The organism is Paenibacillus cellulositrophicus, from assembly GCF_009363095.1.
Lineage (GTDB): Bacteria > Bacillota > Bacilli > Paenibacillales > Paenibacillaceae > Paenibacillus_AQ > Paenibacillus_AQ favisporus.
Genome location: NZ_CP045295.1, coordinates 4,793,851 through 4,809,161, shown reverse-complemented (window position 1 = coordinate 4,809,161; position 15,311 = coordinate 4,793,851). Strand labels below are relative to the sequence as shown.

At 59.6% G+C, this 15,311-nt stretch carries 15 protein-coding genes and 1 riboswitch; of the genes, 3 read left to right on the top strand and 12 right to left on the bottom strand.

Annotated features, from left to right (window positions below; all coding sequences use genetic code 11):
* Positions 1-150: 150 nt before the first annotated feature.
* The 11 genes from GCU45_RS21765 to cobD all read right to left on the bottom strand — a co-directional run bounded on the left by GCU45_RS21765 (position 151) and on the right by cobD (position 11,772).
* A complete protein-coding gene (locus GCU45_RS21765; RefSeq protein ID WP_244364201.1) occupies positions 151-1,764 on the bottom strand; it encodes a cobyric acid synthase in 1,614 nt (537 codons plus the stop codon).
* A gap of 16 nt (positions 1,765-1,780) precedes the next feature.
* Positions 1,781-2,614 carry an adenosylcobinamide-GDP ribazoletransferase gene (gene cobS, locus GCU45_RS21760; RefSeq protein ID WP_152400454.1) on the bottom strand — a complete coding sequence of 278 codons (834 nt, stop codon included), beginning with the start codon at positions 2,612-2,614 and terminating at the stop codon, positions 1,781-1,783.
* Positions 2,611-3,204, bottom strand: a complete 594-nt coding sequence (cobU, locus tag GCU45_RS21755; protein ID WP_152400452.1) for a bifunctional adenosylcobinamide kinase/adenosylcobinamide-phosphate guanylyltransferase — start codon at positions 3,202-3,204, stop codon at positions 2,611-2,613. Before cobU ends, cobS begins: the two co-directional genes overlap by 4 nt.
* Positions 3,201-4,271 carry a nicotinate-nucleotide--dimethylbenzimidazole phosphoribosyltransferase gene (gene cobT, locus GCU45_RS21750; protein WP_152400450.1) on the bottom strand — a complete coding sequence of 357 codons (1,071 nt, stop codon included), beginning with the start codon at positions 4,269-4,271 and terminating at the stop codon, positions 3,201-3,203. Before cobT ends, cobU begins: the two co-directional genes overlap by 4 nt.
* A 93-nt stretch (positions 4,272-4,364) precedes the next feature.
* Positions 4,365-5,144: an ABC transporter ATP-binding protein gene (locus GCU45_RS21745; protein ID WP_152400448.1), complete on the bottom strand. Its 780-nt coding sequence runs from the start codon at positions 5,142-5,144 to the stop codon at positions 4,365-4,367.
* On the bottom strand, positions 5,141-6,187 hold the full coding sequence (locus GCU45_RS21740) for a FecCD family ABC transporter permease (RefSeq protein WP_076173418.1): 1,047 nt from the start codon (positions 6,185-6,187) through the stop codon (positions 5,141-5,143). Before GCU45_RS21740 ends, GCU45_RS21745 begins: the two co-directional genes overlap by 4 nt.
* Entirely contained in the window at positions 6,187-7,200 is a 1,014-nt protein-coding gene (locus tag GCU45_RS21735) for an ABC transporter substrate-binding protein (RefSeq protein WP_152400446.1), read from the bottom strand. The genes GCU45_RS21740 and GCU45_RS21735 overlap by 1 nt, the downstream gene beginning before the upstream one ends.
* Before the next feature lie 351 nt (positions 7,201-7,551).
* Positions 7,552-7,769: riboswitch (cobalamin riboswitch) on the bottom strand.
* A 284-nt stretch (positions 7,770-8,053) separates the two neighbouring features.
* On the bottom strand, positions 8,054-8,839 hold the full coding sequence (locus GCU45_RS21730; protein ID WP_152400444.1) for a histidine phosphatase family protein: 786 nt from the start codon (positions 8,837-8,839) through the stop codon (positions 8,054-8,056).
* Positions 8,827-9,798, bottom strand: coding sequence for an adenosylcobinamide-phosphate synthase CbiB (cbiB, locus tag GCU45_RS21725; RefSeq protein WP_152400442.1), 972 nt, complete (start codon positions 9,796-9,798; stop codon positions 8,827-8,829). Before cbiB ends, GCU45_RS21730 begins: the two co-directional genes overlap by 13 nt.
* Complete coding sequence (locus tag GCU45_RS21720; protein ID WP_152400440.1) at positions 9,795-10,517, bottom strand: adenosylcobinamide amidohydrolase; 723 nt, start codon at positions 10,515-10,517, stop codon at positions 9,795-9,797. Before GCU45_RS21720 ends, cbiB begins: the two co-directional genes overlap by 4 nt.
* Positions 10,518-10,677: 160 nt before the next feature.
* Positions 10,678-11,772: a threonine-phosphate decarboxylase CobD gene (gene cobD, locus GCU45_RS21715; RefSeq protein ID WP_152400438.1), complete on the bottom strand. Its 1,095-nt coding sequence runs from the start codon at positions 11,770-11,772 to the stop codon at positions 10,678-10,680.
* A gap of 172 nt (positions 11,773-11,944) precedes the next feature.
* Here cobD and GCU45_RS21710 point away from each other — a divergent pair, with 172 nt between their 5' ends.
* Together GCU45_RS21710 and GCU45_RS21705 are read left to right on the top strand one after the other, a co-directional pair.
* Positions 11,945-12,946 carry a lipoate--protein ligase gene (locus GCU45_RS21710; RefSeq protein WP_152400435.1) on the top strand — a complete coding sequence of 334 codons (1,002 nt, stop codon included), beginning with the start codon at positions 11,945-11,947 and terminating at the stop codon, positions 12,944-12,946.
* Positions 12,947-13,133: 187 nt separating this feature from the next.
* Positions 13,134-13,598 carry a GNAT family N-acetyltransferase gene (locus tag GCU45_RS21705; protein ID WP_152400434.1) on the top strand — a complete coding sequence of 155 codons (465 nt, stop codon included), beginning with the start codon at positions 13,134-13,136 and terminating at the stop codon, positions 13,596-13,598.
* Between the two features lie 52 nt (positions 13,599-13,650).
* Here the strand turns inward: GCU45_RS21705 and GCU45_RS21700 are convergent, their stop codons facing one another.
* Positions 13,651-13,911 (bottom strand): YqkE family protein, encoded by a 261-nt coding sequence (locus tag GCU45_RS21700; RefSeq protein ID WP_105446012.1) that lies wholly within the window; start codon positions 13,909-13,911, stop codon positions 13,651-13,653.
* Between the two features lie 175 nt (positions 13,912-14,086).
* Between GCU45_RS21700 and GCU45_RS21695 the strand changes: the two genes are divergently transcribed.
* On the top strand, positions 14,087-14,989 hold the full coding sequence (locus tag GCU45_RS21695) for a DMT family transporter (protein WP_076173428.1): 903 nt from the start codon (positions 14,087-14,089) through the stop codon (positions 14,987-14,989).
* Positions 14,990-15,311: the final 322 nt, after the last annotated feature.

Sequence of the window (15,311 nt, the reverse complement as noted above, 5' to 3'; positions counted from 1 at the left end):
CTGTGAAACTGGACTTTAGTGTAGCATAATTCATACTATTTGGGTAGGGTTAATTTCATGTTACAATTTGCTGTAAAAAAAGAAAAAAGAAGCCATTCGCCAAGTGTGCTTCGGAATGACTTCTATTTATTACCCGTATCCTGCTCAAAACTATACCGTCTTGGCGGATATTCCCATGATTTGATACACCTTCTCCAGATCGAGATGCTCTCTGACGAGCGACGCAACCCGGTCAAACTCCTGCTCCTTCAGCCCCGACGCGGAGAATGTCTCCTTTACCGGGCGGAGCCCTTTACTCTCGCGGATCCGGTCGAGCCATAAACGGCGAAGCCGGTCGTTATGAAACACACCGTGCAGATAAGTGCCCCAGATCCGCCCGTCCAGCGTCCCCCAGCCTTCAGCTGCCGGCTGCTCTCCGTCTGGCCCCAGCTTAAACACCGGGGCCATCTGCTCCCCTTTCAGGCTGCGGCTCTGCCCCATATGGATTTCGTACCCTTCGACGGGAATCGGTTCGCCGGCGGCCAGCAGGCATCGGCTCTCCGCGGACAGCAGCAGAGGGGAATGGTCCGCAACCTGGCCGGTCACCCGGACTGTGCGCTTCTCCTTCGCAAACGTCGTTGCGACCGGCAAATAGCCGAGTCCTTCCTCCTCGCGAGCTACGCCGCCATCGGCGGCGTCCGGATCATGCAGCATTTTGCCAAGCATCTGGTACCCTCCGCAGATGCCGGCCAGCTGCGCATCGCCCGATTCGACGGCTGCGGCGATCGCCAGATCGAAGCCCTGGCTGCGGAGATACTGCAGGTCCCCGATCGTATCCTTCGTCCCCGGCAGAATGATCACATCCGGATGACCGAGATCGGCAGCCTTGGTAATAAAGCGGACCCGGACGTCCCTTTCCTCCTGCAGCGGGTCAAAGTCAGTGAAATTGGAAATGCGAGGATAGCGGATCACGGCAATGTCGATGTCCGCTTCCGGGCTGGACTGCCCTTTGGCGGTCAGCTCATCCAGCACGACGGAGTCCTCCGCCTCGATGCGGATGTCCGGGATGTACGGAAGCACGCCCAGCACCGGAATGCCGGTCCGCTCTTCCAGCCAGTCCAGCCCTGGCTGCAGCAGGGACAAGTCCCCCCGGAACTTGTTGATGATAAAACCTTTCACCCGCTGCCGCTCGTGCGGCTCCAGCAGCTCTAAAGTACCCACCAGGAACGCGAACACGCCGCCCCGGTCGATGTCCGCAACGAGCAGGACGGGCGCATCGGCCCAGCCGGCCAGGTTCATGTTGACGATGTCCCGATCCTTCAGATTAATCTCGGCCGGGCTGCCTGCGCCTTCCATCACGACGATGTCGTACTGCCCGCGCAGCCTGTCGAGGGCTTCCAACACCGTGTCCTTCGCTTCCGGCAAAAAGCGGCTGCGGTAATCGGTCGCGCTCATGTGTGCCAGCGGGCGTCCGTGAACGACGATCTGCGAATGCATATCGCCCGTCGGCTTGATCAGGATCGGATTCATATCGGTGGTCGCCTCGATCCCGCAGGCTTCGGCCTGCATACCCTGCGCCCGTCCGATTTCCTTGCCGTCCGCCGTCACGTAGGAATTCAGCGCCATATTTTGCGACTTGAACGGTGCCGTGCGGTATCCGTCCTGCACGAAGATGCGGCAGAGCGCCGCGGTCACGACGCTTTTGCCGACGTCCGAAGCCGTTCCCTGCAGCATCAGCACGGCTCCCGGTGAGCCGTCCTTCCGTGTTGTATCGGTTAATTCCATCGCGTCTGCCTCCTAGTCAAAAACGGTAGATGAGTATGGTCAGCACGAGCAGAAGCACAGTCTCAATGCCCTCGTTCAGCGCGCCGTAGGTGTCGCCCGTTAAGCCGCCGAGCTTGGCGTTCATCCGCCGCCCTGCCCACCATCCGGCAGCCCATGCCGCCAAAGGAAGCAGCAGCCAGGCTAATCCGGCATGAAGCCAGGTGATGCCTCTATAATTCCAGATCCCGGCAGGTCCGTAGGGAAGCAGCGGAGACAGCAGCGCCGCGATCAGGGTGAGCCCTGCCGCCAGCAGGAAGGCCTCCATGCTCTGCTTCCGGGTCATGCCGTTGAAATAACTGCCCGCCAGTCCCTCTTTGCCCCGCGCCATCGGCCAGGAGGCCATCGCATGGACCATGAACCAGCGGCTCCACACAGGCGGCAGCAGCAGAAGCAGCGGCGGGAGGCCGCCGAGCAGCAGCGAGTAAATCAGCGATGCCTTCAGCAGCAGGAGCACCACGCAGGCCATGACGCCCATGGCTCCGACCCGGCTGTCCTTCATGATCTCCAGCATCCGCTCCCGCGAGCGGTAGCTGAGCAGGCCGTCCGCCGTGTCCATCCAGCCGTCGAGATGCAGGCCTCCGGTCAGGCCGACCCACAGGATCAGCATGAGCACGGCGGCAGGAAGCGGCGGGAGCAGATACGAAGCGGCCGCTCCGCCGATCCAGACGGTCAAGCCGACCGCCAGCCCGACCAGCGGATAGAAGCGCGTACTCCGCCGAAACAGCTCTGGCGTATAATCCAGAGTCATCTTGACCGGAAAACGGGTCAGAAATTGAAAAGCGGCCGCAGCCGCCTGAACGTTCATTTTCATAGGTGATACTCCCTGCTCTTAAGCTCGATCGGAATGCCGACCGTCACCAGAAATACCTGGTCGCTGACGGCCGCTACCTTGCGGTTCAAGATGCCCGCGTAATCGCGGAACACCCGGCCCAGCCGGTATTCCGGCACGATGCCGTCACCGACCTCATTGGTGACCAGCACCAGCGGAGCGGGATACGCCTGAATCTGCTCCACGAGCTGGTTGATGGCTTCCATGAGGCGCGGTTCCATATCCTCCTCGCCCTCCAGGGCCAGAAGCGTATTGGACAGCCACAAGGTCAGGCAGTCCACCAGCACGGCCGGCGCGCGATCTTCCGCGGATGAAGCTGCGCCAGCAGGATCAGCCTGCCCGGTGCGCAGCGCCTGCAGCAGCTCCACCAGCCGCAGCGGCTCCTCCCGGGTCTCCCAGGGATACGCCGCTTCGGTGCGCTGCTGCCGATGGAGGGCGATCCGCTCCTCCATCTCACGGTCGAAGGCCTGCGCCGTCGCCACGTACACCGCCTGCCCGGCGTGGGCCATCATCCAGCGCTCCGCAAAGGAGCTCTTGCCGCTGCGGGCGCCGCCCGTTACGAGTACGCTCACTCGGACGTCACCGCCTCGCCGCCGGAGATGCCGGCGCTTTCGAAGGTGGCCATCTCGCGCACGATGCGGCACGCCGCGTCCACCAGCGTCAGGCCGAGCACGCCGCCGGTGCCTTCGCCGATGCGCATGTCCAGATCGAGCATCGGAGCCAGCCCGAGCTCCTGCAGCAGCAGGCGGTGCCCCTGCTCATGCGAGGCGTGGGACGCGATCATGTATTCCGCGGCCAGCGGACAGATGGCCCGCGCAAGCAGAGCGGCGGCGCTGGAAATAAATCCGTCGATGACCACGGGACATCGATGGGCGGCGGCGCCGAGGATGACGCCGGCCAGGCCGCCGATTTCAAGCCCGCCGACCTTGGCGAGCACATCGATCGGGTCGGCCGCGTCCGGCGCGTTGACGGCGAGCGCCTTCTCGATGACGCCGATCTTATGAAGCAGGCGCTCGTTGGTCAGGCCTGTCCCGCGTCCGGCCGCCTCCTTGACCGGCGTGCCGGTCAGCGCGCACATGACGGCCGAGCTGGCCGTCGTGTTGCCGATGCCCATTTCGCCGGTAACGAAGATGCGGACGCCTTGCGCCACCGCTTCCTCGACGACGGCGAGGCCGGTCAGGATCGACTGCTCCGCTTCCTCGCGGGTCATCGCCGGTCCCTTGGCCATATTGGCCGTCCCGTACCGCACCTTGCGGGAGACCAGCTGCGGATGGGCCAGGTCGCTCTTCACTCCGATGTCGACGCAGACGATGTCCGCGCCGGCCAGCCGCGACAGCACGTTGACCGCCGCACCTCCGGATAGAAAGTTAAGGATCATCTGCGGCGTCACTTCCTGCGGGAAGGCGCTGACGCCTTCCTCGCACACCCCATGATCCGCGGCCATGATGATAACCTCTTTGCGCTCGAACAGCGGCTTCGTCTCGCCGGTTATGCCGGCCAGGCGGATTGCCAGCGACTCCAGCTTGCCGAGGCTGCCCGGCGGCACCGTCAGGTTGGCGATATGGGCTGCCGCCTCCTTCGATGCGGTCTCATCCAGGGGCTGAATCCGCTCCACGTACTGCTTCAAAAGTTCGTTCATCTTGCATCTACTCCCTCTCTCGTAAAACTGCCTTCAAACCGATCAACTCACGGCCCGCCTACTTTCCGCACTCGTCTCCGGGCTGCTTTAATCCTACCGCTGCCTGGTCACCAGCACCTGCGGAATACCGCTGACCGGATGGGGAACGATGACCGGCTCAATGCCGTACACCAGACGGATCGTTTCCTCGGTAAGCATGTCTTCCGGCGTCCCCATTCCGACCGCCTGCCCGTCCCTTAATACCAGCAGTTTATCACAAAACTGCGCCGCCAGGTTCAAATCATGCAGGACTGCGACGACCGTGATGCCTTCTTCCTTTCGCCACTGCGCCACCAGCTCCATGAACTGGTGCTGGTATCGGATGTCCAGATACGTTGTCGGCTCGTCAAGCAGCAGAATCTGCGGCTCCTGCGCCATCACTTTGCCAAGGGCGACGCGCTGGCGCTGCCCGCCGCTCAGCTCATCCAAGGGGCGGTCGGCAAGTTCGTGCAGCTGCAGCTTCTCCATAATGCTCTCGATCAAGGCGTCAGGATCGCCGCCCTCGTCCCGGCCGAGCCAATCCTGGTACGGGTAACGTCCCATCTCCAGCACTTCCCTGACCGGATAATGGACAGGAGGAAGGCCGTCCTGCTGGAGAACGGCCATCATGCGGGAAAGGATTTTCCGGTTATAGGCAGAGGCTGGTTTGCCGTGAATCAGCACCTCGCCGCTGCTGGCCTTCTCCACGCCGGAGACCAGCTGCAGCAGCGTCGACTTACCGCTGCCGTTCGGCCCGATAATCCCCCACCATTCGCCTTCCTGGACCGACCAGTTGAGGCCATGGAGAGCTGTGATGCCGCCATACTGCTTCCCTGCTTCCCTGATCTCGATCATGTCCATCTCCCCTTCCGCTGCTTTTTGTTCCGGTACAGCAAATAGGCAAAAAACGGAGCGCCTACGAAGGCAGTCACCACCCCGAGCGGAATCTCGGTCGGCGCCAGCAGGGAGCGGGCGATCGTGTCGGCCCAGACCATAAAAACAGCCCCGCCGATGGCCGACAGCGGCACGATCAGCCGGTAATCAGGACCCGTGATCAGCCGGATCACATGTGGAATGACGAGACCGACGAACCCGATAATGCCCGCAACCGATACCGCGGCAGCCGTGAGCAGCGTGCTGACGAGCAGCACCCCCAGCTTCACCCGGTCCACGTTCATCCCCATATGGGCCGCCTGCCGCTCACCTAAGGACAATAGATTCAGCGCCCGGGCCCGGCTCCAGACCACCGCAAATCCCACCAGAAAATACGGCAAAAGGATGGCCGTATACGACCATCCACGCAGGCTGAGGCTGCCCATTGTCCAATATATAATTTCATTGATCGTCCGGTTCGACATCGCCGAAAGGAAGGATACGACCGCTCCGAGAAAGGACTGCATCACCACGCCTGACAGAATCAGGCTGTTCGTCGGAATTTTTCCACTCTCCCTGGCCAACGCGATAACCATCCATAGCGTCAGCATTCCGGTCACGAAAGCGACCGCAGGCAGCGTCCAGCCGCCGAAAAACGAATACTGCAGCCCGAAAAAGATCAGGAACGATGCGCCTACCGCAGACCCCGAGGAAACCCCGAGCGTAAACGGATCGGCGAGCGGATTTCGCAGCACGCCCTGAAACCCCGAGCCGGCCACGGCCAGAGCCGCGCCGACCAGCATGCCCAGCAGAATACGCGGCAGCCGCACCTTCACGATAATCTGCTCAAACGATGCGTTCCACGTCGGGTCGATATGGCTCCCGATCCATGGAATCCGGTGCAGCAGAATGAGGGCGATGTCCCGGATCGGCAGCGCGACCGAGCCGATCCCCAGACAGATCAGCAGGGTCAGGACGAGCAGGACGATGCCGATTCCTCCATAGCCTGCCAGCTTTTTGCTCATTACTTAAACAGGTCCGGATAAATGGCTTTCGCCACTTCCTTCAAGCCCTGCGTGACGCGCGGGCCCGGACGGCTCAGCAGATTGTCGTCAAGACCGATGACCGCATCGTTCTTCACGGCTGTAATCTGGTCCCAGCCGCTGCGGCCTTTAATGATGTCGCCAAGGCTCTTCTTCGTCTTCTCGTCGATGACGCTGTTGGCATACAAAATCACGTCCGGATTGTCCTTGATGATTTTCTCTTCGCTGATTTCACTCCAGCCCTCGGTGTCCGCCGCCACGTTCACACCGCCGGCCAGGGTGATCAGCTCATCCATGAACTCCCCCTTGCCGACCGTCCAGCCCGGAGAAAATTCGATGTATACCTTTTTCTTCTGCTCCGGCGTCAGCGATTTGACTGCTTCGGTAACCTCATTTTCCTCCTGTTTCATCTTGTCGACCACCGCTTTGGCTTCCGCCTGATGGTCGGTGATGAGGCCGTAGGTTTCGATATTTTTGATGACGTCATCGACTGTTTTCGGATCGGTCTTGAAAATTTGAATGCCGAGGTCGCGCAGCTTCTTTACCGCTTCCTCGCTCATCGAAATGCCCGTGAATACGATGTCCGGCTGGGCCGCAATGATCGCTTCCTCGTTCGGTTTAGTAATGCCGCCCATTTTCGCCTTGGACTTGGCTGCTTCCGGATAATCGTCATAATCGGACACCCCGACGATCTCGCTGTCCAGTCCGATCGCAAAGAGCGCCTCCGTTTCCGCCGGAGATACCGAGATGATATGCTTCGGTGCTTCCTTGAAAGTAAAGGACTCTCCCGTCGCATCCTGAATGGTCAGCGGATAGGTTGTTTTCAGTTCGTCTGTCTTTGTCTGCGACGCACTTTTATCCGTGTTTTGCTCCGTTTGGGCAGCAGGCTGCTGCGAGGCGGAGCTGTCTTCATTCTTGGCGCCGCAGGCGCTCAGCGATAAGGCAAGCAGCAGCGCCGCAAGGCCTGTGGACCAGCGTTTCAACGTTACGTTCATGATTTCGTTCTCTCCCTCTTTGTCTATCGAATAATTTTCACAAAAGAGGCCTGACCGGTATACGAAAACGGAATAAACCTGACGGAAATACTAGAGTTGCAGCGCCGCTGCTCACCATGAGCAGGTGTATGGCGTCTGCCCTCCATTCTTTGTCAACTAAAAAACCCTGACTCTTGTTCGATCAAGAATCAGGGATTACGTCTGCACGGAACATCCCGCGGCATCGCCGCGATGGACCGGTGTGCCTTGTGGCATGCTGCGAGGCCAAGAGTTCAAGCCAATGCTTGCTTGAGCCGCGGCGAACATGCGTTATGAAGGGCACGTGAAACGTAATCCTTTCCTCGAAGGACCGTCATTTCCTCTCGTGAGGCAGGTCTCCTGACTTACAGGCTGGGTAAAATCGTCCCCGCCTTCCCATCCCGTGTAGCGGCGGAACAGTGGCTTCCTGGGGACATACCTGTTTACAGTGGCGGGACCGTGCCGGAGTTGCACCGGCTTCCCTTTTCACCCGGATCAACGCTCGCCTTATACGGCAGACAGCTTCCGGGACCTCACAAGCACTCCTATTCAATTATCCTGGCCATGCTTCTTTTGTCCTGATTATAGGGGAAAAGCCTGCGGGTGACAATGGAATTTTTGTGTCCACCCACGCGCCGGGGTGCATGCCCGGTCACGTGCCCGGGAGCATGTCCGGACGCGGGCCCGCGAGCATGGCCAAACCCGGGGGAACGGACGATTCGGGAAGCTCGTCCTTGTATGCCGGCGGCCTTAGCCCTTTCGCCGCTTCCCATTGCCGGAGTGCAGAAAAGCTCGGACCAGTCGATGACGACCATTACCTCGCTCGCATCCTCTCTCAAGCTTCATTCACCAGCATGCCGTCCCAACCGCCGGTTTCTTCAGTGAAGCTCAGCCGGATCCGCAGCAAACTCCCGGGCTGAACGTGAACGTCCCAGAAGGACAGCCCCGGGACGAAGCTGACAGCGAGCTGCCGCAAGACGCCGCCATGGGCGACGATCAGCATTTTCGGCGGAACCTGAGATTCGGGGCCGGTGTCTTCCGGTCCTTGCGATCGGGAAAGAGCCTCCTTCCTGTCACCGATTCCTTTCGATCCGGGCAGTGCCGCCTTACCGGTCTCGATCCTTTGCAATCGGGAAAGTTCCGACCCGCCGCCGGTCTGGGCCTCTGCCGGTCTGCTGCATGCCTCTTCCACGTCCTTCAACAAGCTGCCGACAAACCCGTCGATCCTCCCGGCAAAATCCGCCCATGACTCCCCGCCCGGCGGGGTCACCTGCTGCGGCGAATCGATCCACTGGCGGTATAGGGGCTCATGCTGCAGCTGCTCATAGGTATGCCCTTCCCAGGCGCCAAAGTCCATTTCCCGCAGCCGTGGGTCATACATCGCTGTATCTGCGTGCGCCGGACTGATGATCGCCAGTGTCTCCTGGCATCGGGCCAGGTCGCTGCAAAATACGCCGTGGAACGCCTTCCCGGCCAGCTCCCGGGCCAGCGGCGCAAGCTCGTCCCTACCGCCCCGATCCAGCGGGATATCCGTATGCCCGAGGTAACGCTTCTCCCGGTTCCACGGCGTCGTGCCGTGCCGGACCAACACAAGATCGTCCTGTTTCACTAGGACGTCCATAAGCTGCCCCCTGCCGCCCACAGCACGGCGATGCCCAGCAGAATAAAGATGACCGATACTGTGATAAGCAGCCGGATCGTCATCGTGATGTCGCGCGCCTCCATCGGGCGCAGCGCCTCGCCCATGTAAGCCCGGAACGAGACGACGCCGTGGTACACGTTCTCGCCGCCGAGCCGGATGCCGAGCGCGCCCGCCACCGCGGATTCGGGGAAGCCGCTGTTCGGGCTCGGATGACGGCGCGCGTCCCGGCGCACGGTGCGCCAGGCTCTGGCGGCGTCCAGACGCAGCAGCCAGGCGGACAGCACCAGGATGCCCGCGGTGATCCGGGCGGGAATGAAGTTGGCGATGTCATCCAGCCTCGCCGACGCCCAGCCAAGATGCAAATATTTGTCGTTCTTGTAGCCGACCATGGAATCGAGCGTGTTCACCGCCCGGTAGGCCAACGCCAGCGGCGCGCCGCCGATGATGGCGTAGAACAGCGGCGAAACGACGGCGTCGACGATATTTTCCGCCACCGTTTCGACCGTGCCGCGGACGATCTCCGGCTCGTCCAGATGGGCCGTGTCCCGGCCGACGATCATGCCGAGCGACTTGCGCGCCTCGGGCAGATCGCCTCGCCGCAGATGGCCAAGCACTTCCTTGCCGGCATCCTTCAGGCCCTTGACGGCGATCGTCGTGGCGATGAGCACCGCCTCCATTGCCCAGGCCAGCCACGGATGCACCAGATGCAGCCCCCAGAGAACAAACCATGTCAGCAGCATAGAGCCGCCCGCCACGATGACCGGGAGCAGAATTCCCGCTCTCTTGAGTCCTGCCGGGCGGGTGACCCTTGCCCGAATGGCGTTCTCCACCTTTTTAATCGCCTTGCCCATGCCGATGACCGGATGGGGAATCCACCTTGGATCGCCGATGATCCAATCGATGATAAAAGCCGCGGCAAGGATCCATATTGCGGTCATTTCCGCTCGCTCCAGGCCGCCAGCAGGCCTTCCTTCACCGTGGTGTACACCGCGCGGCCGATCATCGCGCCGAGGTCGGTCGCGGTGCCCGCATAGCGGTGCAGCCCGGCGTAAGCGGCGCTTTGGCTGACGCCGAGAACGACGGCGTCCGTCGTCGTTCCCGTGGCGACCAGCCCATTGTCCGGGTCGCGCACATCCAGGTCGGCCAGCGCCGCGGCCTTGGCCTCCACCGCCGTCATGACGGCGTTCAGCATGGCCGCCTTCGTCAACTGGCCGTCGATGGCCAGCATGATGTTGATCGTTCCCGGCGTATAAGCCGCGAACGTCCGCCGCTCCGAGCCCGCGCGGGCCGCGTTGGATATGCCCGCCGTCGTGCAGCAGAACACCGCGGCCTGTTCGTTCTTCTCCTCATGCACCGCCGCATGGCGCAGCTGGACCGCCGTCAGCAGCCCCGCTGTCGAATCCAGCGGGTATCCCCACGCCGTGAGCCATTCCTCCGCATCGCGCACCGGATCGCTGCAGTCGTACGTCCGGTCCACGTATATATTGGTCACCCGCTGCAGCCTGCTCATGCCGCCTCCGTGAATGGAGCTTCCGAGGCTGTCCAGCAGCTCCGGCGCCTCAAGCAGCAAATGCCGCTCTTTCCGCGTCAGCACGAGCCCCGGCCACACGGTGGAACGGTACGTATCCTGCAATCCGTCCATAAATGGTGTCGTCATCGCTTCTTATCCCCCATATCGATCTTGTGTTTATGCGGACTCCAAAATCCGGTCCGCAAAGGATGTGCACATCCCGCGTCGACGCCTACCGGCATAGCAGCCGTACCAGCCCTGCGTCTTGGGCCTGCACAGCCTGTCCTTTCGTGCAGATCAGTGCAGATCAATCCCCCCGGCTGGCGAGCACATCGCCCAGCACCGCCAGCAGCCACGCGTTGGCGTCCGCTCCCTTCACCGCAAACCGGACATGTCCCGGCCCCAGGCCCGGGTACATGGCGCAGCTGCGGATCAGGACGCCGCGAAGCCCGAGCTCGCGCTGCAGCTCCCCGGCACTCCACGGTGCCGGCAGCTCCGCGAGCAGGAAGTTGGCTTCGCCGCCGCTCACGCGGCAGCCCAGATCCCGCAGACCAGCCCTCAGTCGGGCGCGCTCTGCGGCGATCAGCTCCAGCGTCTCGCGCTCATGCGCCTCACCGCCTTCCAGGCAAAATTCCCCGGCGAGCAGGGCCAAGCCGTTGACGCTCCACGTCACCTGCTTGCCCGTCATCGCCCGGATCACGTCCGGATGCGCGGCCGCATAGCCCAGCCGCAGCCCCGGAATGGCATAAAACTTCGTCATTGAGCGGACCAGGATCGTCCGCGGAAACCGCTCCAGCTCCGGCAGCAGCGTCATCCGCCGCCCTTCCGGGATGAAGTCGATGAACGCCTCATCGACGACAAAATAGGTCCGCGTCCGCTCCGCCTCCGCCGCCAATTCCCGAATCTCTTCGAGCGGATACTGCACACCATTCGGATTGTTCGGCTGCCCCAGAAAGAGCAGGTCCACCTTTTTCATCAGTCCGGCAATGTCCGAAACCTCTGCTCTCCAGTCGCGCACCCGGCTGCCGAAGACGGCATGCACCTCGGCGCCGAACTGCTCCGACAGCTGCCCGTACTCCGAAAAGCAGGGCTGCACGATCCCGACCCTCGACGGTGCCAGCCCGAGCAGCAGGAGCGCCATCGATTCCGCTGCCCCGTTGCCGATGCTTAAATGTTCCGGCGTCACGCCCAGTTTGCGGGACAGCAGCGATTTCAAACGGCGGTGTCCTGGATCCGGATAACGAAGGATGGAAGGCAGTGCCTGTCCCAGCTTCGCCATGACGCCTTCCGGCGGACCCAGCGGATTGATGTTGGCGCTGAAATCCAGAAAGGACGCCGGATCGCCACCGTACAGTTCCGAAGCGCTCTCCAGATCCCCGCCATGTCCGTATCGTTCCAGCATATGTATTTTCCCCCCAGCAGTTCTCTGTCTTACATCGCTTGCGAATGACCCCATTATTACGCCAAATTTCGGTGCGCGTCAATTCGGTTTTCGCTTTTGTTTCTTGTCCGCAATTGGTTTACAATAGACAAGGAACTGAATTAATTAAGGCCTTTTAACGGAGGAATCAAATATGCTGTTTATCGATAACCAGGGAATTACCGACCCTGCCGTCAATCTGGCGATTGAAGAATTCGCCCTCAAACATCTGCCCATGGACGACAGCTACCTGCTGTTTTACATTAACCGTCCTTCGATCATCATCGGTAAACATCAGAACACGATCGAGGAGATCAACCAGGAATACGTGAAAGACCACAATATCAAGGTTGTTCGCCGGCTCTCCGGCGGCGGTGCGGTGTACCACGACCTCGGCAACCTCAACTTCAGCTTCATCACCAAGGACGACGGGGAATCGTTCCACAATTTCCTGAAGTTTACCCAGCCGGTCATCGACGCGCTGCACCATATGGGTGTTAATGCGGAGCTGAGTGGACGCAACGACCTGCAGGTCGGCGAGCAAAAGATTTCCGGTAACGCCCAATTCTCGACCCGGGGCCGGATGTTCAGCCACGGCACGCTCATGTTCAACCTGAATCTGGACGATGTTCAGGCTTCCCTGAACGCCAATCCGGAGAAATTCAAGTCGAAGAGCACCAAGTCCGTACGCAGCCGCGTTGCTAACATCAGTGAGCTGATGAACCAGAAGATGGCGATCGAGGAGTTCCGCTCCGAGCTGCTCCGCTACATTTTCGGCATGGAACCAAACGAAGTGCCGCAGTACAAGCTGACGGAAGCCGATTGGGAGATCATCAACCAAATTTCCAAGGACCGGTATCAGAACTGGGAATGGAATTACGGGCAGTCTCCGCAGTCCAACGTCAAGCATACGAAGCGGTTCCCGGTCGGTATCATTGACATCCGGATGGACATCAAGGACGCGCGGATTCAGGAAATCAAAATTTACGGTGACTTTTTCGGTGTCGGCGATGTGGCGGATATTGAGGACCGTCTGCGCGGCAAGCGTTACGAAGAGTCCGAAGTCCGGGAAGCCCTCGCGGACATCGACGTGAAGCACTATTTTGGCAACATCGGGATAGATGACCTGATCGGTCTGATCTTCTTGGAAGAATAGTCGGACCCGGAATTCGTCCTTATGGTAGTAGTGACATACAGCAAAGAGAGGCACCATGAATTCCATGGACCTCTCTTTTTTATCGCTCGAACCCTCTCATCCTATGGTATAATCGGCTGCAAAAGCTTGCAGACGGGTGTCTTTCCCTCACCGCTCAGGCTCACATGAACGGAGGTAAGGTTTTTCGATGGAAATCAGGCCGATCTTGGAAACCGACTATGACCGCGTGATCCCGGTCGTCAACGACTGGTGGGGCGGGCGCCAAATGACGCATCTGCTGCCGAAGCTGTTTTTCGAGCACTTTCAAAATACCAGTTTTGTGATGGAGGAAAAAGAGAGTGGGAAGCTTGTCGCCTTCCTGATCGGTTTCCAGTCCCAGACGCATCAGAACGAGGCGTATATCCATTTTGTCGGCGTCCATCCGGATTACCGCAAGCAGGGTACGGCCCGGACGCTGTATGAGCTGTTTTTCGAAAAAGCCCTTCAGCTCGGCTGCGACACGGTGCGCTGCATTACCTCAGCTGTGAACGAAACGTCCATGAAATTTCACACCCGCATGGGCTTTAAGCTGACGATGGCCAAAGACTATGCCGGTCCGGGGCAGGATTACATCTTATTCGAAAAGAAGCTAAATATGGACAGTGAAAAATAAGCACACAAAAAGCTGCCGCTAACCGGCAGCTTTTCTTATAGATATCATTTTCTCATTTATATTTACGCCAGTCCATGCTGCTGTTCTCCAGCAGATGTTCAAAATCGTTATCCAGGCGCTTCTGTTCCGCTTTGCGCGCTTCGGCCGCTTGTCTCTCCTGCTCTTCCTTCTGCTTCTGCTGCTCCGCCTTCAGCTCGTTGGACTGCTGCTTCAGCTTATCCAGCACCTCGCTGCTCAGGAGATCCTTCAGCGTCGCCGGTTTATCCGAGACTTGCGGCTTGCTCGGGGCTTGGTTTCGGTTCTTCTTAGCCATCGTATCATCTCCGTTTCCACCCACATTATAGCAGGTTTCCCAGGCTCCGTCATGCCCTGAAGCCGCCCATAGCGCCTTTTTGATCCTTGTTCTCCCTCGGGTTTTACGATACAATTTGGTCGCTTGCCTGTTTTGCACAGGCCGATCGTACGAACCGTGAAAGGAATGACTTCATTTGAACCGCTCCCGTATTGCCGACCTCAGCCTGCTCATCGTGGCGATGATGTGGGGATGTACCTTTTTGATCGTGCAGCATGCGGTCCGGGTCCTGCCTCCCCTTGCCTTCAACGGCATCCGCTTCTTGGGTGCGGCTGTGCTGCTGGCTCTGATCATTACGTTCTTCTACCGCAGCCAGTGGCGGGACATTTCCGGCAAAATGCTGCTCCACTCGTGCCTGCTGGGCCTTTTTTTGTTTCTGGGCTATGCCTTCCAAACGGTGGGACTGCTGTACACGACCACTTCAAACGCCGGTTTTATTACGGGTTTGTCCGTCGTGTTTGTTCCGTTTTTGGCGCTCCTGCTGCTGAAAAGCCCCATATCCCGCTATACGTGGATCAGCGCGCTGCTGGCCGCCGCCGGCTTGTACCTGCTGGCTTTCGCCGGCACGGCTCTGACGCTGAATAAAGGCGACTTTCTCATCTTCCTGTGCGCGGTGGCGTTCGCTCTGCATGTGGCGTATACGGGCGTGTTTGCGCCTCGCTATTCCGCGCTGCCTCTGGCTGCGATGCAGATGGCAGTCGTCGGGCTGCTCAGCCTCCTCTCCTCGTTGTTATTTGAGGATGTGGGCCCGTTGACGCAGGTGGCGGATCGTCTGCTGAAGCCGGAAGTGATCTGGGCGCTCCTGGTGTCGATCGGTCCGACCAGCGCGTTCGCCTTTTGGATTCAAACCGTGTGCCAGAAATATACGAACCCGTCGCGGGTTGCCGTTATTTTTGCCATGGAACCGGTCTTTGCGGCATTGACGGGCGTCACCTTCGGCGGAGAGGTGCTGGGCGCTGCGGCGGGACTGGGATGTATTTGTATTTTTGCCGGAATGATCCTCGCGGAATTGAAATCTGCCCCGCGTGAGGTACAATAAGAAAAGTATGATCGAAGTACTTTCACAGAAGACAGACCGCTTTCAGTGGAAACTTTTCTTGCGAGATCAAGATGCTTTTCCCAATAGAGGTTGGACTTTCTGATCTCTAAAGAGAAGTATGATCGATGTAACCCACAGAAGACAGACCGCTTTTAGTGGAATCTTTTCTTGCGATAATAGAATGCTTCAGCTTCGCTGAAAACGATAGATTCTATTATGTAGATAAGAGCCATACTGTGCAGGAACGTTTAGATAAATACCCTTCCTGCGGTAGAGAGAACATGGACGAGCTGTTCAGCGCATTTAAAGGCTGAAAGGTTCG